This is a genomic window from Drancourtella sp. An12 (genome assembly GCF_002160935.1).
Lineage (GTDB): Bacteria > Bacillota > Clostridia > Lachnospirales > Lachnospiraceae > Sellimonas > Sellimonas catena.
The window spans coordinates 280,443-300,688 of sequence record NZ_NFLO01000001.1 but is presented as its reverse complement, the minus strand read 5'-3'; the positions used below and the strand labels follow the sequence as shown (position 1 = coordinate 300,688).

Here is a 20,246-nt window from a genome sequence, read left to right as displayed (position 1 = left end):
ACCAATCATTTCTGACTGATGCTCTTGGCAATATAAAATATCAGAATTATATAACTCAACAACTTTTAATCTATCGTACTCCTGTTAAAATAAAATTCATTAACCGCTCTACATCATCAAAATCATCATAATCCCCGTGTATGCCCTCTCGATGATACACAATTCCATTTTTCTCATTTCTCTCTAAACAATCCAGGAGCTTTTCTTCTCCATATTTTTTAGCAAATAAGGTAAATGTGTATGGTTTAATTTTACTCAATACTCCTTTCCTGCAATTTTCTTCACACTCATAACAATGTGTCAGTTCTTTTGCAATCGAACATTTTTTATTCTCACAAGAATCATTATCTGGACACCCATTTGAACCGCATCCATTGCAATCGGCATTTTCTGTACATAAACAGCACGCAAGACCACATCTGGCAATTCCTAATTTCCGTTTCATAAAACCTCCTCATCTTTTAATTCGTTTATTCATATATTTATCCTCTCAAATTCTTCAAAACAGCAGAATCATTTGAAATAATAGCCCCGACAGTCTGACAAGTTTCCAACTCAGAACAGTTGCCGCAAGTAGAAACGCCTTTTCTTAAAGCGCATTTACGGATTTCACACATATGTTCACAAAATACTGTTTTTACTCCGTCCACACGACATCCCTCACAATTAATATGTTCCGGCAAAATTGGAGCATTATTTAACTCTGCCCACTGCTTCGCTGTTTTCTCCCGCAAAGACTGATCGTCATTGACGGTGGCCATGTATGCATCGCATTTTTCGCAGTCCAATCCGCAGTATCCAATCATATCTTTCATAGGTTATTTCCCTCCAATGCCTTTCTTATGTCTGCAACGAACTGTGCCTGCTGCTTTTTCAGATATGACTTCACAAAAGGTTTCAGCAGCCATGTTTTCGCTTCCACGCACTCCATAAAATCTATCTCTGTTTCATTTCCTTTATCCGTAAAAACGCCGATCCAATGACCTGTCATATTGCTGTTTTCCATATCAAATTCCCAGCGTCTGTATGGTTCAACAAGCGTCACGGTGAATGTCGTAGGGTAGCCATCTTTGGTATATTCGATGAATTGCTTGTCGCTGATAACTTCTGTCTTACTCAGGTCGCTTCTCCAAGCTCCATAATTTTCAACATTCAAAACCAGCTCCCACACTTTACTAAGCTCTCCAGAAATCAGCGCTTTTATATTTGAAGTTGCCATTTTCGCACCCTCCTCAAATCAGTCATATTTCTCAATATGCACGGTGGCAATCGCCGACTGATTCGGCTCCCCGGTGACAAGATCCTGCGGTGCAGGCACAAGCAGCATAAATCCATCTTTACCATATCTCTGTTCATATCCTTGTGCATAGGATTCTTCTACAGATATATGCTGTACCTGCCCGATTACCATAGCCGTAATACCCGCACCGCTTAAATCCTGCATTTCTTTCAAAGTACATTCCATAGTGAGAAACGCTTCGTTAATCGCAGGTGCGTGAATAGTTTTTGCATTTGCAACCGTAAAGCCGCCTGTCGCAAATTCATCGTCATTCATTCCATTTTGGTGAATAGTCTTTACTAGCTTATCGTAGCAATTTATCGGAAGGAAATTGATGCAAAAACATTTTTCCCTTTGGATATTGGCATAGGTGTGGGTATGCTGATATAAGTTTCCCATCACAGCGAAAAAAGCAGTCTTATCTCCGTGAAAGCAGCTCCACGAATGAAAGCAAACATTCGGTTTCCCGTTCTCTTTCCAAGTCGTGACAGCAAACAGAACGTTCGGTATTCCTGCCGTTACCTCAAAATGAGAAAACAAATCAAATTCCTCCGGATATGCCGGTTTAAAATGCTGCGGAAAATCCTTTCTAATCTCGATCTTCATACTTCACCTCCCAATTCATCAGGATCATGGGTTACTATTGGTTGGTAATATAAAATAGGATTTGTCATTTTGTTCAATTTCTCAATAAATGGGGAGCTGCTTATCCTATAAAAACATTATAAATCACAACAACATAGACAAAAACTGCGGTTAAACAGGTAAGAACAAAACCACTTTTCTCTCTGCTATTTTTATATTCTACACTTCTTAACAGCAAAAGAGTAGCAAGTGATGTAAGCATAATAGGATTTGCTATATCAAATGGAAGAACTTTTATTAATCCTAATACAGCAAAAAGTATTGTTATTATAGATAACAGAATTTTTGCGATTTTCATAACCTCACCTCTGTAACCTCAATCTTTTTCTCAAATATACCACAATTCCCACCAAAATAGAATACACTTTCAGAACTCCCTCAGCGTAAAACTCACTGTCCACAGACCTTTCCGGGAAGTATCCTTCACAAGGGAAGCCTTATACCCTTCCACATACATCTCCGCCGTCTTCACAGCCAGTGTCTCCGTATCAAAATATCCCACCGTGATCTTTTCCTTCTGTTTAAACTCCGTTAGGATCTTCAGCCACTTTGCCGAAACAGAAAATGTCACCGGGATGCTCACCACGCCTGCGCGCACAACATCCCGTTGCACCGTACCGGCCTCCGTCTCCCCGCCGGAGTCCGCCTCTACATCATCCATCTGTACTTCATAGGAATCCGGCAAAGGGAGGGCCGTCCCGTCAAAGGTCAGATACTGTATAAATGCCATGGCTTACCTCCCTCCTGACCGCAGGTTCTGTCTTGCCTGCGCCGTCACTACCAGTTCATCCAGAAGCGTCCCACCCACATATACCGGGATCACGATATTCCCCTGCGGGCCGGAGAATCCCACCAGGGCTTCTGACACCGCAGAAGAAATCCCGGAGATCAGGTCGGACATATTCCCACCGGATAAAGTATCATCGGTATAGCCATACTCCATCCCGTTTCCTTTCGGTGAAAGTACCATATCCGAAGCCACATCCCGGACAGCTTTCTCCACCAGGTTCCGGTTCTTCTCAATGCCGCTCGCCAACCCTTTCATGAAGTCCGGCATCCAAGTCTCATAATCCGCCAGCGGCCCCTCATCCGGAGCCGAGAAGTGCAGGAAAGAACGGATCCGGTCAGCCAGACCGGAAACTGTGTTGATCACACTCTGGATCATGCTGGAAATTCCGTTAATCAGCCCCTGGATAAAGTCCTTCCCCCATTGGAACGCCTGCCCCGGCAGCCCGGTAATAAACCGGATGGCGGAAGAAAATCCATTAGAAACCACGGAATACAGCCCGGAAAGGGCAGAGCTGATCCCGGAGACCATCCGCTGGAAGGCGGTCACCGCTGCTTCACGCAACGTGGATGCGATATTCACCACCGTGATCTTGATGCCATTCCAGACAGAAGACGCCGTCTGCTTCATAGCGGACCAGATCTGAGCGGCGAACTGGGACAGAGCCGAAAGCACCGTCTCCACGCCCTGCTTCAGTCCCGAAGCCGCAGAAGTCACCACCTGCCGGATTCCTAACCAGATCTGGGTGGCGGCATTTCTGATATTGTTCCAGATATTTGCCGCATCAGAAGCAAGCTGGGAGAAATTTCCCGTCACCAAGTCGATCAGCAGAAGCACCGGGGCAAGGATCACATTTTTCAGTAGCTCCCAGGCACCGGCGGCAATGTCGCAGATACCCGACCAGATCCCCTGCAGAGTATTTTTCGCATTCTCCCACAAAGAAGTAATCGTTGTCACCACCAGCTGGACAATGGGATTCTGCAGGATTGCGTTCCAGGTATTCGTGAAAAACGCGGATACCTGTGACCACAGGCCGCTCCACCAGTCCGGGATGGCAGAAAAAAAGCTGATGAAGGTCTGGAACGCTGCCGGGATGGTCTCCGTAAAAAAGACCACCAGCCCGTCCCATAATTCCATCAGTTTTTGGGATACTGTTTGCCACAGGTTCCCGAACCATTCCGTAATCGCTCCCCAGTTTTTGACGATAGCGATGATCCCGGCAATGGCCGCCGCCACTCCGGCAATAATGCCGATCACGGGAAGCAGGGAGATGTTCAGCGCCCCGAAGGACACCGCCAAAGCCGCGATTACTGGCGTCAATGCAGTAAACGCCACCAGCAAAGCCCCAAGGATTACCACAAAATTCTGCACAGGCTCCGGCAACATGCCGAATACCTCGCTCACTGCCGTAATAATGGCCACCAATGGCGGCAGCACCACGTTGGCCAGCTCCACAATCTTTTCTCCCAGAGGCACCAGCGCCTGCTGCAGCTTTCTTGTATTAGCTTCCATCTCCTGCATGGGCGTCTGTGTCTGGCTGAACAGATTTTCTGCGGATCCGGCTACGTTATCATAAGTCTCTCCCACAGAGGTCAGGGAAGTAATAAATTTCAGGTTTCCATCCTCCGCCATAGTTCCAAATGCCTTGGCCGCCATGTTCAGGGCTTCCTGCTGGCTGGTGCAGTTTCCGATATCTGCCACAATGGAATCGATTACCTGCTTCTGGGTGGCCTCCCCGTTCTGCCATGCAAGGAATAAAGATTGGGTCTTCTGGGAATACAGGTCAATGGAATCCCCGATGGTTCCATCCGCCAGACGGGTGGTCACCTCATTGATCGCGTCATTAACCTTGTCCAGGTTGTAAGCACCGCCCTGCAGGCCATTCTGCAGAAGCTGGAAATACTCGGAAGCCGAATACCCTGCCTGCTCAAATTTCCCGGCATATTCAGACAAGTTATCCCCCAGTTCATTGGTCTTATCCAGGCCGTTCTGGGTACCCCGGACAATATAATCCATGGCCTCCTGGGCGGTCAGGCCATACTGCTTCATCAGGGAATTGACACCCCGGAGGGTCTCATTCATGTCAATGCCATACAGTTCTTCCAGAGTCAGCGCCTGTTTCGTCAGGTTGGTCAGGTCGGTAGCTCCCAGATCCCCCAGGTTCTTCTTGACCATGATGACCGCTTCCGCCACCGCATTCATGCTCTGACCCACGCCGGAGCCGTACACGTTTTTCACAATTTCAGCGCTGGCTTCCGCCGCCTCCCCGGTCTCACCAAAGTAAGCGTTCACCTTAGAGACAGCAGTCTCTGTCTCCGCATAAGCGGATACCGCCTTATCGCCCACATCCTGGATCTTATCCCCGACCACAGACAGCTGATCAGCGGCTTCCATCAGGGCCGTGCCCTTGGTGGCCTGGGCAATCTCCCCGATGTCATCCGCAGCGCCCTGGGCTGCGTCCCCCACATCATTCAGATCGTTGATCAGATTTCGTACCGCCTGCCCGTCATCTACCGTATCCAGGGCATCTGTCAGCTGCTTAATGTCTGCCTTCCCGCCGGTAACTGCTTTCCCAATCTTCTCCACAGCTGTTTTCAGCTGATCGGAAGAAGCTGTCCCGTTCCGGATTGCTGTCACCAGGCGGCTCCCCAGCACATCCGCATAATCATCCACACTGGAACCAGTAGCGACAAACAGCTTATTCAGCCGTTCCGTATTGGAGGAAAGCCGTTCCTGCTCCGACTGCAAGCCGGAAAGATCCGCCTTATACCGATTCAGCGTTCCACGGGTTTCCTCAACCTCCCGCTGGAAAGCCATGTACTGGTCTTTTCCCAGGTCGCCCCTCTCAAAGGCTTTCACCACATCCTCCTGGGCCTGTTCCAGGGCTTCCAGCTTCTTTTCCGTATCTCCAATCGCGGACTGCAGAAGTTCCTGCTTCTGTGCCAAAAGGATGGTATTGGATGGATCCAGTTTCAGAAGGTTATTCACATCCCGAAGCTGGCTCTGGGTCTTCTTTATGGAATTGTTCACCGCACTCAGCGATTTTTCCAGTCCGCTGGTATCGCCGCCGATCTCCACTGTAATGCCTTTGATCCGGCTCGCCATGTGTCACCACCTCCTGAAAATGAATATAGAAAATACCCGGATTACTCCGGGCGGAATCTTTACATATTTTCTTTTCTCTTCGAATACAATAATCAAAGGACAAAGCCGCCGGATTTGCTAAAAGCCATTGACTTTTGAGTGGATCCGTGCTAGACTCTGTCTTAGTGATCAGGTTTCAGATACTCGTGAGGACTGAGACCGGGGGAGGACCTGCGGGCCCTCCTTTTTTTATTCTGATAACAGGAAGAGGGGAAAGTTTTGTCAAAACCGTTTCTTACATACGACCAGCAGCTTGATAAACTGCAGAACGAAAAAAAACTTCAAATTCATGACCGGGCAACCGCAAAAGAAATCCTAAAAAATATCGGATATTTTTCCTTGATCGGAGGATACAAAACACCGTTCATCAACCCCATGACCCGTATTTACCAGAACAATACTTCTTTTGAGGATATCTATGCCCTGTATCAGTTTGATCTTTCCCTGCGTGAACTTGTTTTCAAATATTTGTGTGAAATAGAATGTAAAATCCGGCAGCTTGTTTCCTACCGTTTTTGCAGTCTCCATGGCGAACAGCAGACCGCATACCTCACTCCTGGGAATTATAATCATACAAAAAAGAATGCTGCTGATATCACCCGCCTGATCCAGATCTTATCCTACCAGGCAAACAAAAATACGGAACATAATTATGTTGTCCACCAACGGAAGGTTTACCATAACGTTCCTCTATGGGTGCTGACCAATACCCTGACTTACGGACAGATTTCCAGGTTTTACGCCTTGCTCCCCTTCCAACTGCAAAGCGGTATCAGCAAAGATTTTCCAGGCGTAAATGAAAAGAACCTGGAACGTTACCTGAAAATCCTTACCCTGTTCCGGAACGTATGCGCACATAACGAGCGGCTTTATTCTTTCCGGACCCAGATTGATTTTCCAGATACAATGCTTCATCAGAAACTGAATATACCAAAAAAAGGGAATCAGTATCTTTCCGGAAAACGGGATCTGTTCGGTCTGGTCATCGCTTTCCGTTACCTGCTCCCCAAACAGGACTTTCTGGAATTTAAACATGCATTAATCAGTATTATCAATAAGTACATAAAAAACAGCGGGCAGATCAGCGAATCTTCCCTTTTGGATATAATGGGATTCCCTGCAAACTGGAAAGATATTACCCGCTACCGCATTTAAAACGGCCTCACGATCCAGTAAAAGCACTCAAAACCTGTCAAAATCCTCCTGCGTGGCAACCACCGCATATTTATGCTCATCGTTCCGGCTTTCTACATACATATCATTCACCATCCCGATAGTCAGAAGATCCAGATCCCTGATGGACAGTCCCAGCTGCACGCACCGCAGGAGGAACAGAGGCGTTGTCATTTCCCGGTCAGTCGGGCGAAGTTTTTTTTAGCCTGCACATCCGTCTGGGTGTTCAGCCCCCACAGTTCAATGATCTGGGGCAGTACCTGATAGATGGAAAAGGTGTTGAACCCATCCAGCCATTCCTCCGGCGTATCCGGGATGGACGGATCTGCGTGCTTTGCCATCACATAGGCAATGTTCTCAAACATTTCCAAAGAGAACAGATCCAGGTTAGAATTCTCCGGGTCGTTCTTATCGATCCCTTTTTCCAGATCCCGCAGGTCTTTATAAATATCCCGGTGGAACCGCATCCGGTAGATCCGAGGAATAGCGGCAGAGGCCTTAAAAGGAACCTCCTGCCCATCAATCGTGATATTCCGTTTCATGCTCATAAGGTCTCCCCTCCTGTCTCATCGTCTGTTCCCTGCTGATTGGATTGCTGTGTCCCGGAAGTATCCGGGTCCGTCACCTCCGGCAGATACACTGCCGTATACCATCCCGTATAAACCGTATCCGTGGTGCTGTCCCCAGTACGGGCCTTCACGTACCCATTGGCCAGAGGCGCTGCCGTGATGGCCAATGTTTCCGTCTGCACCTCAATCTCCTCCTCATTGGTTGTGGATTCAATGTTGGGTCTGGCCGCAGAGCAGTTATACAGCACATGACGGATCTTCTTCACATCTCCATCAAACTCAAAGAGCAGGGCAAAGTTCGCTGTCTCCACATTGGCACTCTCCACCAGCACGCTGTTGTCATCCAGAGATTCCTTCAGCACATCTGTCCGGAAACTCTCCGGCACCATGGCCAGTTCCAGATCCCCCTCATAACCCATATTATTGGAGATCGTATAATAGGCGTACCCATCCGCATAAAAATTGGACGGCTCGCCGTTTGGCTCCAGGGACAGGGATACTGCGCCCGGCATAGCCACAGGTGTCCCAAAGGTCACATCTCCGTTATCGTCCACCGTAATTAGTGCGTAATGCATGTTGCAGATATTAAATTTGACTTTATTTTTCTTTGTAGACATTTCCAGCCTCCTTCATCTCATTCCCGGTTTTCCCAGCACTATCTCCCTCTGTCGGCATTTCAAAAGCGTACAGAACTTCATACAGCTTCTCGCTGTCAATCCAGGTTTCCGACTTGTTATAAAAAATCCCCGCTGCGTCCAGAACATCTTCCACGTTCTGCTCCGCTTCAGGGTCTTTAAAATCCGTATACAGTTCCAGCCGGACTTCCGTAAACTTGTGATATACCTTCCCGTCTGCGGAAAAATTATCGCTCTCCGGAAGCAGATAACAGAGGAAAGGCGGATCCGGCGCTTCCCCTTCTGCAAAATGGTCATAAGCATAAGGAACTCCTATATTGTTTAAAATTGATAGCAACCTATCCATCCCTAAGACTCCTTTCAACCTCTTCTTCCAACTGCTGGATTCCCTTTTCTTCCGCCGGAGCAATATGGCTCTTTCCAGCGACCCGGCCGCCATTTCGTTTGGCATGGCCAAATTCCAGCAAATGGGCCAGGTAGTAACGATTCCGGGAATAAACCGTCATCGTAATACTGTTGGAAGTCTCTTTCGATTTCTTCACCGCCCAGCTTTTCGCATAGTCCCCGGTATCCTTCGGGGCGTTGGCACGGATCTCCTTCCTTACCGTCTCCCCGGCATCCCGGACCGCCTGTTTCACATCTTCAGCAGCCAGATCCGCGTATTCCTCCAATGTCTCCATAATGGCGTCCGCCAGATCCCCTATCTGCACGGTCTGTCCCATGTTTACCGCCTCGCTTTCTCACACCGGAACTTCAGCGCTTTCTTTCTATAGTTCATGTGATCCACGGCCACGATATTGTAAATCTCCCCGCCAAACAGGATACGGAAACCGTCCGCCGTCACCTCCGCCGCCCGTTTACAAAAACGGATGGTAAACGCAATGTCAAAATCCACAACCGTCAATCCGGCGGCGGCCTTTTCATTCCCACCCTCACCACTGACCGTGGCATGGCAGGTATAATAATCCTCCCAGACATTCCTGCGGTTTCCAATATTGTCCGCAACTACGGAGTTTTTCTGGAAGGTCACTTTTACATTCAGAGGGGAAATCTCCATCAAAACGCCTCCTTCCGGCTTCCAAAGAGCAGGGAGCGCAGCGTCAGGGTCAGGGCATGGTGGTCAGCTTCCTCCCGGTGTTCATACAGATAAGCCACCGTATACATCACCGCCGGTTTTCCATTCTCCACTTCCTGCAGACTGCTTTCTTCATCTATCCGCAGGATATCCATACACATCCGTTCCGCTGACGCCAAAAGCGTAGTGATCAGCCCATCGTCTTCATTGTCATCCACCCGGAGGTAATTTTTCATTTCTTCCAGCGTCACCAGCATCCTTCCTGCCCTCCTTCCTTACCAGCAGCATCCCCACACAAGGGGATGCCGTCCTTTTCTCACATCAATCCATCAGGAACCAGCTTTCTGCGCCAGCACCTTCACGGCCTCGGAAAGCACCAGCTTGCCGTCCACCCTCTGGGATCCAAGAAAGCCTACCTGACCGTTGGCGGCGTACAGTTCATTCAAGCGCTTAAAGGAGCGTCCCTGCCGGTCCGCAATCCAGTAATAGCTGAAATCTCCGAATGCGATCGTCTTTGCCCCCGCCGCAATCACCGGCATGTAGGCGGAGGTCTTCACCGGCCTGCCAAGGAGGGTATCCGGCGTTCCGGCCACAAGAGAAGGCTGCCACAGATACTGTCCGGTAGAATCCTTCAGTTTCCGAACAGCCTTGATCGTAGAATCGTTCAGCACCCACACTGCCTTCTTCCGGTACGGAGATTTCAGGGAATAGAACAGATCCATCAGTTCATCTGCTGTCACCGCCGTGGAAGATGCTGCGGTTACCCCGGTCTCGGCGCCACCGGTAGCCGCAAGGACACCCAAAGGCTTCCCGGAACCGTCTCCGGTAAAAAACGCTTCTTCCTCTTTCGCCCCGATCCGGCGGGCAAATTCCTTTGCGATATAAGATTCCAGGTCAAAGACGCTGTCATTGAGAAGTTCCTCGGACACCTTAATCATGGTACCCACCTTATAAGCCCCGATGGATACCTGCCCAAAGGAATCATCGCTCTCCGTATACGCCCCTTCCTCATCGATCCAGGACGCCGTTCCCTTTGTTGCCACTACCGGGATCTTCCGATCCCCGCTGGAAGTGCGGATCACTTTAGCGAGCTGGCGGAACACGTTTTCCTCTTCCAGGGCTTCCACCAGGGTACGCTCATACTCATCCGGGACCAGATAACCACCCTCGGAATCCGTCCCTTCCTCTAAAGCATTGACTACACTGGGAAGCGGCACTTTTGAACGCATGGCATTCCAGAAGTTGGCCTTATACTCCTCCGAAGCACGCCCGGTCTTTTCTTTTTCCACACCGCCTGATACGGGACGTCCCGTCAGAGGTTTATTCAGGGGCTGGGACAGTTCCCGTTCAAAGGCTTCCTGCCGCTCCAGCCTGGCGATCTCTTTTCCCAGATCTGTAATTTCCTGTTCCATACGGGTGTAGGCAGCGTCATCCTCTGCAGACAGCACACCTTTTTCATTCCTGTGGGAATCCAGAAAAGCCTTCGCTGCCTCCCATGCCTTTGCCCGCTTTTCTCTCAATTCTAAAATCGTCATCGTCATGTCCTCCTAATTTTTCAATAAATTAAGCCGCTCGTAGAGACTGTCTACGCTGCGGCCTGCAGGTTCGGTTTTCAGTTTTGTCATGCATTTCGCCGCGATCTTATCCATCAGGGAATTGACTACGGCAGCTTTGGAATACAGCATGGACATTGTGATCGGTTCCACATCCTCCATCAGTTCTGCCCTGGCAAGAATCCCATCGGCAAAACCAAGTTCCACCGCTTTCCCGGCGTCCATCCAAGTCTCTGCGTCCATCATGTGGGATAACTTTGTACGGGACAGGCCTGTCTTGATTTCATAAGCGTTGATAATGGAATCCTTCACACTTCCCAGCATCTCAATGGCTTTTTGCATCTCCCCGGAATCTCCCCATGCAAGGGTTGCCGGGTTATGGATCATCAGCATGCCTACCGGGGAGATCAGCACCTTTGTGCCTGCCATGGCAATCACCGAAGCGGCACTGGCCGCAATCCCATCGATTTTAACGGTCACATTTCCGGGATAATCCATCAGCATGTTATAGATCTGCGCTGCGGCCACACAGTCACCACCTGGACTGTTAATCCAGACCGTAATATCTCCATTTCCTGCCATTAATTCCTCTTTAAAAAGAGCCGGTGTGACTTCATCGTCATACCAGCTCTCTTCCGCAATGGTTCCGTTCAGAAACAGCGTCCGTTCCTGTGTTCCCGCCTGATTCTTCCACTTCCAAAACTTTTTCATTGGACGGATCCTCCTTTCCTGCCGGAGCCGCTGCAAACAGACCAGCGTCCTCCAACTTCGTCATATTTCCATTAATCAAATACAAATCTCCTCCTTGCTCCGCCGGAATCCGGTCCAGATTTTCCAATTCCCGGATGTCATTGGCACTCATCCATCCATTCTGTCTTGCCGTGGCATATCCGTTCATCCGGCTCTGATAATCCCCACGCAGCAGGCCGTCCACGTTGAACTTGATAAAATACTGCTTTTTCTCTTCCCTGGAAAGTAAAGACCGCACCATGGATTGTTCCCATCGGGACACCCAGGGATCCAGTGTATATTTCACAAATTCCATAGACTGCTGCTCAATATTATTAAATGAGGATTTTTCCAGATCCCCAATCATGTGGGGCGGCACCCGGAAGATCCGGGCAATTTCATCCAGCTGAAACTTTCTTGTTTCCAAAAACTGTGCCTGCTCCGGCGAAATGGAGATCGGGGTATATTTCATTCCTTCTTCCAGTACCGCCACCTTATTGGCATTACCGGAGCCCCCAAATGTCCTCTGCCAGCTTTCCCGCACCCGGCTGGGATCCTTAATGGTTCCAGGATGCTCCAACACCCCGGACGGTGCTGCGCCATTGGCAAAAAATTTCGCCCCATATTCCTCACAGGCCATGGCCATGCCGATCGCATTCTTTGCCATAGCGATAGGAGAATATCCCACCAGCCCGTCAAACCCCAGCCCCGGAATATGCAGCACCTCGTAAGGAGAAAGCCGCACAACAGAACCTTTCATGGTCGGCGCGTCATCAGAACTCAACGTGTACTCATAATACAGCTGCCCTTTCTCATCCCGATCCACATACATCCGGTCCGCCATCAGCGGGTACAGGGCGATCACTTCGCCCCTCCCGTTCCGGATGATCTGGGCATAAGCATTGCCCCACAAAAGCAGGTGCGTCATCAGCGTCTCCCGGAATACGAAAGAAGTCATCTCCGGGTTCGGCTCGTCATGAAGCAGGAAATAGAGGGGATGGTTTACCGCCTTCTCTTTCCCGCCGTCATCCGTATACCGGTAAAACTGCAGGGGCAGGCTGGCCACTGCCTCCGACAGAATCCTTACACAGGAGTACACCGCCGTCATCTGCATGGCCGTCCGCTCATTCACCCGCTTTCCGGAGGTACTTCCTCCCATAAAGAAACTATAACTGCTGCCGGATGTCCGGTCAGACGGTTTATCCCTTGACCGGAATAAACTTGATAAGATTCCCATAACACTCATGCCCCTTTCTAAATAAAGAGAATGCCTCTTGTATCATAAACACTGCTTGGCGGTGAACTACGAATACAACGATCCAGTCCCATAATCAACGCCACAATCCCATCGATTTTTTCCACAGATTTTTCTTTATCCGGCTTAATATTGCCCGCCGGATCCTGCCGCATCACCACATTCTGGGCCATCCATTTGAGAACCGGATTACCGCCGTGGATGATATTTCCTTCCATCAGCAGCTTGTACAGTTCTTTCGATGGCGGGGACATATCTTTAAATCCCTGTCCAAAGGGAACCATGGTAAAGCCCATATCCTCTAAGTTCTGCACCATCTGTGTGGCATTCCAGCGGTCATAAGCAATTTCAATGATGTGATACTTTTCTCCCAGCTGCTCGATGAACCGTTCAATAAAACCGTAATGAATCACATTTCCTTCTGTAGTAAGGATATAACCTTGCCGCTCCCATACATCGTAAAGAACATGATCCCTACGGCAGCGAAGTTCCAGTGTTTCCTCCGGCAGCCAGAAAAAAGGGAGAACGATGTATTTCTCCCCATCCGTCCTCGGAGGAAACACTAGCACCAACGCTGTAATATCTGAGGTAGAAGAAAGGTCAAGTCCGGCATAGCAGTCCCGGCCCAGAAGGGAAGTATAATCAATCTTCTGATTTCCCCTGTCATAAATATGCTCCGGTATCCACGCCACCGCTGAGTTTGTCCAGATATTCAGGCGCAGCTGTTTAAATACATTCTCCTCTGCCGGATTATCCAAAGCCTCCCGGTAGGCGTCCCGGACACGGTCGATACTGATGGTGTATCCCAGAGACGGATTCGCTTTATACCAGTTTTTCTCATCGTTCCAGTCATCCTCATCACTCAGGCCGTAGATCACCGGGTAAAAAGAAGGATCCGATTTCCGGCCATTCATGATATCCAGCGCCTTGGTATGCAGTTCATAGCAGATGCTCTCCTTATCCGTACCAGCCGTAGTAATGATAAAAAACAGTGGCTGCTCACGGGCATCACCTGAACCTTTGGTCATGACGTCATAGAGTTTCCGGTTCGGCTGGGCATGGATCTCATCAAAAACCAGCCCGGAAATATTCAGGCCATGTTTTGTTCCTGTTTCAGCGGAAAGCACCTGATAAAACCCGGCATTCCGGTAGTTGACGATCCGCTTTGTAGCGGCAGCAATCTTTGACCGTTTTAACAGTGCCGGGCATTTCTCTACCATTCTTTTAGCCACATCAAAAACGATAGATGCCTGACTCCGGTCATTGGCGCAGCCATATACCTCCGCACTTGCCTCCCCATCCCCATAGAGAAGATACAGTGCGATGGCCGCTGCCAGTTCTGACTTCCCGTTCTTCTTTGGTATCTCTATATAGGCACTCCGGAATTGACGCTTTCCATCGGCTTTTACGATTCCAAAAAGATCCCGGACAATCTGCTCCTGCCATGGGAGCAGAAGAAATGGTTTCCCATCCCATTTTCCTTTTGTGTGTTTCAGGTTCTGGATAAAAGCAACCGCATGATCCGCCCGCTTCGCATCGTAATGGGAAGTTGGGAGCATGAAGGGAGAAGGTGTGTATTGAAAATCCATCAACATCCGCCTCCTTCCAGCAATTTCTCCATTTCATCTTCCTCATCGCTGTTCTCTCCGCCAACGATCCTGCTCCGGGCCGATGGCGTCAGACCGAACTGCTCACAAAATTTCAGCATAATCTTCATATTGGTCTGGGCGATGGATACCTGCGGCACCTGCTGCAGATAGCCATTTGGCGTCCGCACCATAGAGCCGTGCTGCGTCAGGAATTCCTCCGCTTCCTTCCAACGGGCATATGCCTGACAGTATCCGGCAAAGGCCGCCATGTCCATTTCTGTCAGAAGTCCCATCTGTTCCAACACTTTCGCCATACGCTTCCACTCTTTTTTTGCCTCATCTTCCAGCCAGGAAGGGCAGCGTGGAGCCTTCTTCTCTGGCCTTGGTTCTTTTGTATTTAAAGGCCGACCGCCCGGATTCCCCTCCAGCATCTTTAGTGCAGTCGGCTTCGGTTTCCTGCCTCTCTGCGCCATCGCTCCCACCTCCTCTCTGGTCCGATAGGCAATAAAAAAAGCCGCCATGTAGCGACCTCATCAAAATATATAACAAGAGACAGAAGCCTCTCGGCTTCCGTACTCCATAATTTTTTATAAAAAATTTCTTAGCATAAATTTCTTCTTTGGCGATGGATAATCGCAAGAATTACTTCCTGCTCCTCCTGATCAACATCCATACTTTCCAACGCTTCTCTTGTTCCACAATCCGGACAGATCGGCGTTTGATTATCTATTCTGGAAAGAGCAGGAGCCTCGTAGTATGCCTGTCCGCATCGTGGGCAGATTTTAATCTGGGTAATACTTATTTCTTTCATGACGAACTCCTTATATCACACTACATAATCCCACACTTTTTCTCCTGCCAGTTTCCGATATGTATTTCCATTTGGCAGATCTGTAGTACAACGGCAAACCTGCCGATTGAAATATCTCTTATTCTTTTTTATTGAAAACTTTAATTCTCCCCTTAAACTGTAAGGCCCCCTGCCTCTGCGCCAGCTTTGCTTTGCCCATCTTTTTGAACCGATCATCTTTCCACCTCCCTGCTCCTGTCATAGGCCTCATGCAAAAATTTAGGATCAAACCCAAAACTTTTATAGCCACTTAAGCATGTTTGCATATAAAAATTACTCGGCACGCCTAATACTCTATTCTCATGCATGATGTACACGAATGTATTCCGCGGCCGGATTTTTCCGCTTCGGATTCCCTTGATCGGAAGGAGCATTTCTTTCTTGTAATAAAAAGTAGGAAATCCCTCATAGCGATCCAGCGCCTGCTCATCCTCGGCACTTACTTCCCACGCTGCAACCGGAACCCAGCTGCCTTTCTTTGGCTCAATCGTCAGATAAGATCCGGTCTTACTTCCTTTAAAAATCAATTCATAATCCGGGATCTCAGAAGTCCCGATGATCCGTGCAGAAGGGCAGCGCATCCTCATCTGCCGGATGTTTAAGTTGCTGCCATAAGCAATGTAGTATCTTTTTTTCATTTTAGTATCCATCCTTTCCGAAGGGATTACCCTTCTACCACCTTAAGACCGCCGAAGCGGTTCATAAGGTGGCAGGAGGCTAATTCCTTCAAGCAGCTTCCCGTCCGTGTCTAAAGGCTGTATCTCCTGCCAGTCTCTTCGTCAGGATTTCCCTGGCAGTTTTGAATTCATCCCCGATAAATCCCAGCCGGAGGAGCCAAGTCCGCATGGCGTATTTTGGATTTTCATTCTGCTGTGGTTTCGGGCTGGCTGTTTTTAAAGTCTTAGCCATCTGGCTCAGTGCAAGGCAAAGCTGAATGTAACTCTTAAGCTGTCCTGCGTGAAGCCCGCCCCTGCGTTCTCCTGTGGGCTCATCGAACTGGAAAAGCCGGAATTCGACCGTCCCTTTTGTAAATGTTGCATGGTAGTTTAGCATATGGTAACGGCTGTCATTGTAGTGGTGGCTCCTGCTGCAGTTTGCATCGTGGCTACTGTACCAAATATCGGCAAGCTGTGTCATCGTAGTTGGCTTTCTGCGGTTGACCTGTTCCAGAAACCGTGGATCAACCGTCCGGCAGTAGCGTCTCATCCTGCCATGATCAAGATTCAAAGCATCTGCAATCAGGCTTTCGTGGCTGGCCATGATGTTTGCCAGGTTGCGGAGCGTCTGCGGTGTATGGCCTTTGGCTCCGATATGGATGTGAACACCGCATCCTCTGGTGGCATCGCTCTTTGCTCCTGCGTGGCGCAGCTGCCGGATCAGTTCCTGTAAAGTTTCTATATCCGAGTAGGTCAAAATCGGAGTAACCATTTCGCATTTTTCGCTATCCAGTCCTGCAATGCTGACGTCCTTCTGAAATTTCCATTCCCGGCCCTGTGCATCCCATGCTGACCATGTGCTGTATCCGTTGCGGCTTGCAGTGTTCTCATAACGATGGGTTCCAAAGTATCTGGCTGCCACTCTTGCAGCTTTCTCTCTGGTAATGTTGTTCATTTCCACCTCAACTCCGATGGTCTGTTTCTTCATTTCCTCAATCTGTCTTGCAACTTTCTCATTCATTATAAAATCCTCCATTTCGTTTTGTGTGTTTTCCCTTTTGGTAGTACACATATTCGCTCTGAAGGCCGATAATAGCAAGTCAATTCTGAGGCATATATTGCACAATCTTCAGCGAAAAAATTTGTGTGTTTTTACAGTTGCTTACGGATGCAATCAACAATCTCTTCCTTTGGAAACTTCATTTTCGTCTTCATCTTTCTCCAGTTCCTCCAACATTCTTTCGCATTCCTGATATAACTCCTGTAGCCTTGGTATCAGTTCCCGTTCTTTAGGGGTAAGCTCCACAATATTGATAGGAATGGACAACACACGTTTTGTCTGCAGGAGAACAGACTGGATACCAGCCATCTTTTTCATAGGAATTTCTATATCTTCATGAAAGTTTATTCCCGCCTGGTAGTTTCCCCGATCCACACGTACCAAGATGTCTTGCTGGGTTGCCGTATAAACAGCGCTGCTGATATGAGTACGGTCAACTATTGTAATATTATTTTTCTTCAAATAATCCCGGAACTCATGGACGGAATGCGGTTGAAAATCACTCCAAAATTCAAGCAGAAGTTTTTTTGCCTGTGCCGTTTTCGATAAGGTATCTTCCATCATGCATTCCCTCCGAGCGTTTCACTTTCCTGATTGTTCATTTGCGCTGCTTTCACAGCGGCACGCCTTTCCTTCTGGATAATGCTGAATTTTTCCGCCTCCTCTTTTGTCCGGAAAGCCGTGTGTCCTTTCAAACCAGCCAGCAGAGCCTTCCTTGACTCCTTATTCGCCGTACCAGCCAGGCCAAGCTGTACCAGCCAGATACGAAGATAATATTTTTCATTCTCTTCCACCACCGGAGTGGCGCTGACTCTCTTGGCTTCCTTCGCTTTTGTGACAATCTTTGCCGCCAATTCGGAATATGCTTTATTTTTCGCACTGTCAGGCGAAAGGGGGAAAGTAAAGATCACTTTGCCTTCTTCCACCGAAAGCCCCTTCAGGGCCGCCGTATCCGTTGACAGAATGGTCTGTAAATTCTCCCCGGCATTCTCCTCCGAAAGCTGCTCCAGCTTTTCCAACAGGGAATCGCTAACCGCAAAGGTCTCATACCTTGTGATCCGGTTGAGCAAATAAGCCCGTGCATGGATCATAAAAAGTAAGTTTTGCAAAAATTTCCCCTCTCCGGTATCTGCCGGGATCTCAATTTTCACTTCATCCACAGGGTCTTCCAGATAGCCTTTCTCCTGCAAAAACTGTGTCAGAAAATCTTCTCCTTCCTCTGTCTCGCTTGTGATCACGCCGTCCCGGTCAATGGTAAGGCGGCCCACTGTGTAGGAAAAGGTGGGAGGCCCCACATAGTGCAGTTCTTCTCCTGTAAATTCTGCGATGTCCTGCACCATCTTTCTCCGGTTGTCTGTTTTGGTTTCAATCCTCATTGATTTTGCCTCCTTCGTTTTGGTAGTACATTAATCACTCTAAAAGGCAAAAATAGCAAGTCCTATTTTCCATTTTACGAAGATATTAAAACAGAGGGATTTCTTCCTCGTCTTTAGAAAGCTGTGAATAGGGGATCTTCTCACCATCTCGGAGAACAGATACCTGATCACCAGACTCTGTTTTCTCTACATATCTCTTCACAATCACATCACAAAACTTTTCATCCAGCTCTACCCCATAGCATATCCTCCCAGTTTCTTCGCAGGCGATCAGGGTAGAGCCAGATCCCAGAAATGGATCTAAAACGATGCAATTGCTCATACAGGAATTCTGGATCGGATAAGCCATCAGTGCCACTGGCTTCATGGTCGGATGCTCCTTGCTGGACTTCGGACGGTCATATTCCCAGATGGTGGTCTGCTTCCGGTCGGAGTACCACTGATGCTTCCCACCGACCTTCCAGCCAAACAGGCACGGCTCGTGCTGCCACTGGTATGGGGAACGTCCCAATACCAGAGCATTCTTCTTCCAGATACAGCAGCCGGACAGATAAAATCCGGCATCATGGAACGCTTGCCGGAAGATCAGTCCTTTGGAATCCGCATGGAACATATAGATGGATGCATCATTTTCCATGTTCTGTTCCATATTTACAAATGCTGCAAACAGGAATTTATAGAAATCCTCATCCGGCATGTTGTCATTCTGGATCTTTCCAGCGGTTTCTTCTACATTTACATTGTAGGGCGGATCGGTAAGAACCAGATTGGCTCTCCGCCCTTCCATGAGTTTCGTGTATGTCTCTGGAAGCGTAGAATCTCCACAGATCACACGGTGCCTGCCTAGGAACCAGATATCACCTTTCCGAGAGATCGGCGGATTTTTTAATTCTTCTTCTACATCGAAGTCATCTTCCTTAATGTCCTTGTTATGAACTTTAGAAAACAGCTGCTCGATCTCCGGAGCCTCAAAGCCCGTCAGGTCAGTATTGAAGTCCACGCTTTGCAGATCCACCAGCAAGTCTGCCAGCAGTTCCTCATTCCAAGCACCCGTAATCTTATTCAGGGCGATATTCAACGCTTTTACCTTATGCTCATCTTCAATATGAACCACAACGCACTGGACTTCTGTATATCCCAAGTCTTTCAGCACCGTCAGACGCTGGTGTCCGCCGATCACGGTCATATCATAATTGACAATGATCGGCTCCACATAGCCAAATTCCAAAATAGAGTTTTTAATCTTCTCATATTCCTTATCCCCGGCTTTCAGTTTTTTACGGGGATTGTATGCCGCCGGACGCAAAGCGTCCACGGGCAAGGTTTTCCATTCCATCGCACTCATGCCTGTACCTCCTTACGATCATCGGGGCCGACATAAGGCTCCCGTCCTTCTTCTTTCCTCCAGAACCGATCCCTCACATAACATTCATGGGAGCAGTACCGGCGGTTCTTATTTCCATATGACCGGAATGTTTTCTCACAATAAGCGCAGGTTGCTTCATAAAAAGCGGTCTCTTTCCGCTTGATAGCTTCCGGATGGGCTGACCACCATTCCCGCCTGCATTTGTCTGAGCAGAACTTCCGTTTCCTTCCGGTGGAAGGCTGGATCAGTTCTTTGCCGCAGCAAAGACACGCCGTTCCGCTTTCCATCTGTTCTTTCACATTCAAAACAAGGGCAGAGGCGTATCCGTCCAGTCCGTGACTCTTACAATAATTCCGGACAGTATCTCTGGAAAGTCCGACAGCGGAAGCAATGGATTTATATCCAGCGCCCCGAAGCCGTAATTCCCGTATCTGTTTTGCCTGAAAATCGGTCATTGCTTCACATCCTTTCGCTAAATGGTTTCAAAAGAAAAAGCTGGAAAACC

At 48.6% G+C, this 20,246-nt stretch carries 27 protein-coding genes; 1 reads left to right on the top strand and 26 read right to left on the bottom strand.

The features are described 5' to 3' along the window. Window positions 1–70 precede the first annotated feature (70 nt). The 7 genes from B5E64_RS01495 to B5E64_RS01465 all read right to left on the bottom strand — a co-directional run bounded on the left by B5E64_RS01495 (window position 71) and on the right by B5E64_RS01465 (window position 5,816). The gene (locus B5E64_RS01495) at window positions 71–445 is read right to left on the bottom strand and encodes a DUF3795 domain-containing protein (RefSeq protein WP_087166748.1); all 375 of its coding nucleotides are present in this window, start codon (window positions 443–445) and stop codon (window positions 71–73) included. A gap of 37 nt (window positions 446–482) precedes the next feature. Then, complete coding sequence (locus tag B5E64_RS01490; protein ID WP_087166747.1) at window positions 483–815, bottom strand: DUF3795 domain-containing protein; 333 nt, start codon at window positions 813–815, stop codon at window positions 483–485. Further along, on the bottom strand, window positions 812–1,219 hold the full coding sequence (locus tag B5E64_RS01485) for an SRPBCC family protein (protein ID WP_087166746.1): 408 nt from the start codon (window positions 1,217–1,219) through the stop codon (window positions 812–814). Before B5E64_RS01485 ends, B5E64_RS01490 begins: the two co-directional genes overlap by 4 nt. An 18-nt stretch (window positions 1,220–1,237) precedes the next feature. Continuing rightward, on the bottom strand, window positions 1,238–1,885 hold the full coding sequence (locus B5E64_RS01480; RefSeq protein ID WP_087166745.1) for a flavin reductase: 648 nt from the start codon (window positions 1,883–1,885) through the stop codon (window positions 1,238–1,240). Between the two features lie 100 nt (window positions 1,886–1,985). After that, complete coding sequence (locus B5E64_RS01475) at window positions 1,986–2,222, bottom strand: hypothetical protein (RefSeq protein WP_087159937.1); 237 nt, start codon at window positions 2,220–2,222, stop codon at window positions 1,986–1,988. 69 nt (window positions 2,223–2,291) lie between these two features. Further along, window positions 2,292–2,654 carry a hypothetical protein gene (locus tag B5E64_RS01470; protein ID WP_087166744.1) on the bottom strand — a complete coding sequence of 121 codons (363 nt, stop codon included), beginning with the start codon at window positions 2,652–2,654 and terminating at the stop codon, window positions 2,292–2,294. Window positions 2,655–2,657: 3 nt separating this feature from the next. Further along, window positions 2,658–5,816, bottom strand: a complete 3,159-nt coding sequence (locus B5E64_RS01465) for a phage tail tape measure protein (RefSeq protein WP_087166743.1) — start codon at window positions 5,814–5,816, stop codon at window positions 2,658–2,660. A 258-nt stretch (window positions 5,817–6,074) separates the two neighbouring features. Here B5E64_RS01465 and B5E64_RS01460 point away from each other — a divergent pair, with 258 nt between their 5' ends. Beyond that, window positions 6,075–7,010, top strand: coding sequence for an Abi family protein (locus tag B5E64_RS01460; RefSeq protein WP_087166742.1), 936 nt, complete (start codon window positions 6,075–6,077; stop codon window positions 7,008–7,010). A gap of 27 nt (window positions 7,011–7,037) precedes the next feature. Here the strand turns inward: B5E64_RS01460 and B5E64_RS18115 are convergent, their stop codons facing one another. From B5E64_RS18115 to B5E64_RS01365, 19 genes are all read right to left on the bottom strand, one after another. Next, window positions 7,038–7,202 (bottom strand): hypothetical protein, encoded by a 165-nt coding sequence (locus B5E64_RS18115; protein WP_166430228.1) that lies wholly within the window; start codon window positions 7,200–7,202, stop codon window positions 7,038–7,040. Further along, a complete protein-coding gene (locus tag B5E64_RS01455) occupies window positions 7,199–7,576 on the bottom strand; it encodes a hypothetical protein (protein ID WP_027643584.1) in 378 nt (125 codons plus the stop codon). Before B5E64_RS01455 ends, B5E64_RS18115 begins: the two co-directional genes overlap by 4 nt. Further along, window positions 7,573–8,214, bottom strand: a complete 642-nt coding sequence (locus B5E64_RS01450; RefSeq protein ID WP_087166741.1) for a major tail protein — start codon at window positions 8,212–8,214, stop codon at window positions 7,573–7,575. Before B5E64_RS01450 ends, B5E64_RS01455 begins: the two co-directional genes overlap by 4 nt. Further along, complete coding sequence (locus tag B5E64_RS01445) at window positions 8,195–8,578, bottom strand: hypothetical protein (RefSeq protein WP_087166740.1); 384 nt, start codon at window positions 8,576–8,578, stop codon at window positions 8,195–8,197. Before B5E64_RS01445 ends, B5E64_RS01450 begins: the two co-directional genes overlap by 20 nt. Then, the gene (locus B5E64_RS01440; protein WP_087166739.1) at window positions 8,571–8,954 is read right to left on the bottom strand and encodes an HK97 gp10 family phage protein; all 384 of its coding nucleotides are present in this window, start codon (window positions 8,952–8,954) and stop codon (window positions 8,571–8,573) included. Before B5E64_RS01440 ends, B5E64_RS01445 begins: the two co-directional genes overlap by 8 nt. A gap of 2 nt (window positions 8,955–8,956) precedes the next feature. Then, window positions 8,957–9,289: a phage head closure protein gene (locus B5E64_RS01435; protein WP_087166738.1), complete on the bottom strand. Its 333-nt coding sequence runs from the start codon at window positions 9,287–9,289 to the stop codon at window positions 8,957–8,959. After that, the gene (locus tag B5E64_RS01430) at window positions 9,289–9,564 is read right to left on the bottom strand and encodes a head-tail connector protein (protein WP_087166737.1); all 276 of its coding nucleotides are present in this window, start codon (window positions 9,562–9,564) and stop codon (window positions 9,289–9,291) included. The genes B5E64_RS01435 and B5E64_RS01430 overlap by 1 nt, the downstream gene beginning before the upstream one ends. Window positions 9,565–9,636: 72 nt before the next feature. Then, window positions 9,637–10,842 (bottom strand): phage major capsid protein, encoded by a 1,206-nt coding sequence (locus tag B5E64_RS01425; RefSeq protein ID WP_087166736.1) that lies wholly within the window; start codon window positions 10,840–10,842, stop codon window positions 9,637–9,639. A gap of 12 nt (window positions 10,843–10,854) precedes the next feature. After that, entirely contained in the window at window positions 10,855–11,571 is a 717-nt protein-coding gene (locus B5E64_RS01420) for a head maturation protease, ClpP-related (RefSeq protein ID WP_087166735.1), read from the bottom strand. Beyond that, window positions 11,480–12,826: a phage portal protein gene (locus B5E64_RS01415; protein WP_087166734.1), complete on the bottom strand. Its 1,347-nt coding sequence runs from the start codon at window positions 12,824–12,826 to the stop codon at window positions 11,480–11,482. The genes B5E64_RS01420 and B5E64_RS01415 overlap by 92 nt, the downstream gene beginning before the upstream one ends. A 17-nt stretch (window positions 12,827–12,843) precedes the next feature. After that, window positions 12,844–14,433 carry a terminase TerL endonuclease subunit gene (locus B5E64_RS01410; RefSeq protein WP_087166733.1) on the bottom strand — a complete coding sequence of 530 codons (1,590 nt, stop codon included), beginning with the start codon at window positions 14,431–14,433 and terminating at the stop codon, window positions 12,844–12,846. Continuing rightward, complete coding sequence (locus B5E64_RS01405; RefSeq protein WP_087166927.1) at window positions 14,433–14,906, bottom strand: phage terminase small subunit P27 family; 474 nt, start codon at window positions 14,904–14,906, stop codon at window positions 14,433–14,435. The genes B5E64_RS01410 and B5E64_RS01405 overlap by 1 nt, the downstream gene beginning before the upstream one ends. Window positions 14,907–15,034: 128 nt before the next feature. Then, window positions 15,035–15,244, bottom strand: coding sequence for a hypothetical protein (locus tag B5E64_RS01400; RefSeq protein ID WP_087166732.1), 210 nt, complete (start codon window positions 15,242–15,244; stop codon window positions 15,035–15,037). A 212-nt stretch (window positions 15,245–15,456) separates the two neighbouring features. Further along, on the bottom strand, window positions 15,457–15,921 hold the full coding sequence (locus B5E64_RS01390) for a gamma-glutamylcyclotransferase family protein (protein ID WP_087166730.1): 465 nt from the start codon (window positions 15,919–15,921) through the stop codon (window positions 15,457–15,459). A gap of 88 nt (window positions 15,922–16,009) precedes the next feature. After that, window positions 16,010–16,960: an amidoligase family protein gene (locus tag B5E64_RS01385; protein ID WP_087166729.1), complete on the bottom strand. Its 951-nt coding sequence runs from the start codon at window positions 16,958–16,960 to the stop codon at window positions 16,010–16,012. Window positions 16,961–17,113: 153 nt separating this feature from the next. After that, on the bottom strand, window positions 17,114–17,563 hold the full coding sequence (locus B5E64_RS01380; RefSeq protein ID WP_087166728.1) for a hypothetical protein: 450 nt from the start codon (window positions 17,561–17,563) through the stop codon (window positions 17,114–17,116). Next, window positions 17,560–18,375 carry a phage terminase small subunit P27 family gene (locus B5E64_RS01375; RefSeq protein WP_204247042.1) on the bottom strand — a complete coding sequence of 272 codons (816 nt, stop codon included), beginning with the start codon at window positions 18,373–18,375 and terminating at the stop codon, window positions 17,560–17,562. The genes B5E64_RS01380 and B5E64_RS01375 overlap by 4 nt, the downstream gene beginning before the upstream one ends. Window positions 18,376–18,460: 85 nt before the next feature. Then, complete coding sequence (locus tag B5E64_RS01370; RefSeq protein WP_087166926.1) at window positions 18,461–19,711, bottom strand: site-specific DNA-methyltransferase; 1,251 nt, start codon at window positions 19,709–19,711, stop codon at window positions 18,461–18,463. A 5-nt stretch (window positions 19,712–19,716) separates the two neighbouring features. Continuing rightward, entirely contained in the window at window positions 19,717–20,196 is a 480-nt protein-coding gene (locus B5E64_RS01365; protein ID WP_087166727.1) for an RNA polymerase subunit sigma-70, read from the bottom strand. Between the last annotated feature and the right edge of the window lie 50 nt (window positions 20,197–20,246).

Coding starts and splice junctions, on each gene's coding strand:
- B5E64_RS01495 (WP_087166748.1), bottom strand. CDS start 445: ATGAAACGGAAATTAGGAATTGCCAGATGTGGTCTTGCGTGCTGTTTA.
- B5E64_RS01490 (WP_087166747.1), bottom strand. CDS start 815: ATGAAAGATATGATTGGATACTGCGGATTGGACTGCGAAAAATGCGAT.
- B5E64_RS01485 (WP_087166746.1), bottom strand. CDS start 1,219: ATGGCAACTTCAAATATAAAAGCGCTGATTTCTGGAGAGCTTAGTAAA.
- B5E64_RS01480 (WP_087166745.1), bottom strand. CDS start 1,885: ATGAAGATCGAGATTAGAAAGGATTTTCCGCAGCATTTTAAACCGGCA.
- B5E64_RS01475 (WP_087159937.1), bottom strand. CDS start 2,222: ATGAAAATCGCAAAAATTCTGTTATCTATAATAACAATACTTTTTGCT.
- B5E64_RS01470 (WP_087166744.1), bottom strand. CDS start 2,654: ATGGCATTTATACAGTATCTGACCTTTGACGGGACGGCCCTCCCTTTG.
- B5E64_RS01465 (WP_087166743.1), bottom strand. CDS start 5,816: ATGGCGAGCCGGATCAAAGGCATTACAGTGGAGATCGGCGGCGATACC.
- B5E64_RS18115 (WP_166430228.1), bottom strand. CDS start 7,202: ATGACAACGCCTCTGTTCCTCCTGCGGTGCGTGCAGCTGGGACTGTCC.
- B5E64_RS01455 (WP_027643584.1), bottom strand. CDS start 7,576: ATGAGCATGAAACGGAATATCACGATTGATGGGCAGGAGGTTCCTTTT.
- B5E64_RS01450 (WP_087166741.1), bottom strand. CDS start 8,214: ATGTCTACAAAGAAAAATAAAGTCAAATTTAATATCTGCAACATGCAT.
- B5E64_RS01445 (WP_087166740.1), bottom strand. CDS start 8,578: ATGGATAGGTTGCTATCAATTTTAAACAATATAGGAGTTCCTTATGCT.
- B5E64_RS01440 (WP_087166739.1), bottom strand. CDS start 8,954: ATGGGACAGACCGTGCAGATAGGGGATCTGGCGGACGCCATTATGGAG.
- B5E64_RS01435 (WP_087166738.1), bottom strand. CDS start 9,289: ATGGAGATTTCCCCTCTGAATGTAAAAGTGACCTTCCAGAAAAACTCC.
- B5E64_RS01430 (WP_087166737.1), bottom strand. CDS start 9,564: ATGCTGGTGACGCTGGAAGAAATGAAAAATTACCTCCGGGTGGATGAC.
- B5E64_RS01425 (WP_087166736.1), bottom strand. CDS start 10,842: ATGACGATTTTAGAATTGAGAGAAAAGCGGGCAAAGGCATGGGAGGCA.
- B5E64_RS01420 (WP_087166735.1), bottom strand. CDS start 11,571: ATGAAAAAGTTTTGGAAGTGGAAGAATCAGGCGGGAACACAGGAACGG.
- B5E64_RS01415 (WP_087166734.1), bottom strand. CDS start 12,826: ATGGGAATCTTATCAAGTTTATTCCGGTCAAGGGATAAACCGTCTGAC.
- B5E64_RS01410 (WP_087166733.1), bottom strand. CDS start 14,433: ATGGATTTTCAATACACACCTTCTCCCTTCATGCTCCCAACTTCCCAT.
- B5E64_RS01405 (WP_087166927.1), bottom strand. CDS start 14,906: ATGGCGCAGAGAGGCAGGAAACCGAAGCCGACTGCACTAAAGATGCTG.
- B5E64_RS01400 (WP_087166732.1), bottom strand. CDS start 15,244: ATGAAAGAAATAAGTATTACCCAGATTAAAATCTGCCCACGATGCGGA.
- B5E64_RS01390 (WP_087166730.1), bottom strand. CDS start 15,921: ATGAAAAAAAGATACTACATTGCTTATGGCAGCAACTTAAACATCCGG.
- B5E64_RS01385 (WP_087166729.1), bottom strand. CDS start 16,960: ATGAATGAGAAAGTTGCAAGACAGATTGAGGAAATGAAGAAACAGACC.
- B5E64_RS01380 (WP_087166728.1), bottom strand. CDS start 17,563: ATGATGGAAGATACCTTATCGAAAACGGCACAGGCAAAAAAACTTCTG.
- B5E64_RS01375 (WP_204247042.1), bottom strand. CDS start 18,375: ATGAGGATTGAAACCAAAACAGACAACCGGAGAAAGATGGTGCAGGAC.
- B5E64_RS01370 (WP_087166926.1), bottom strand. CDS start 19,711: ATGGAATGGAAAACCTTGCCCGTGGACGCTTTGCGTCCGGCGGCATAC.
- B5E64_RS01365 (WP_087166727.1), bottom strand. CDS start 20,196: ATGACCGATTTTCAGGCAAAACAGATACGGGAATTACGGCTTCGGGGC.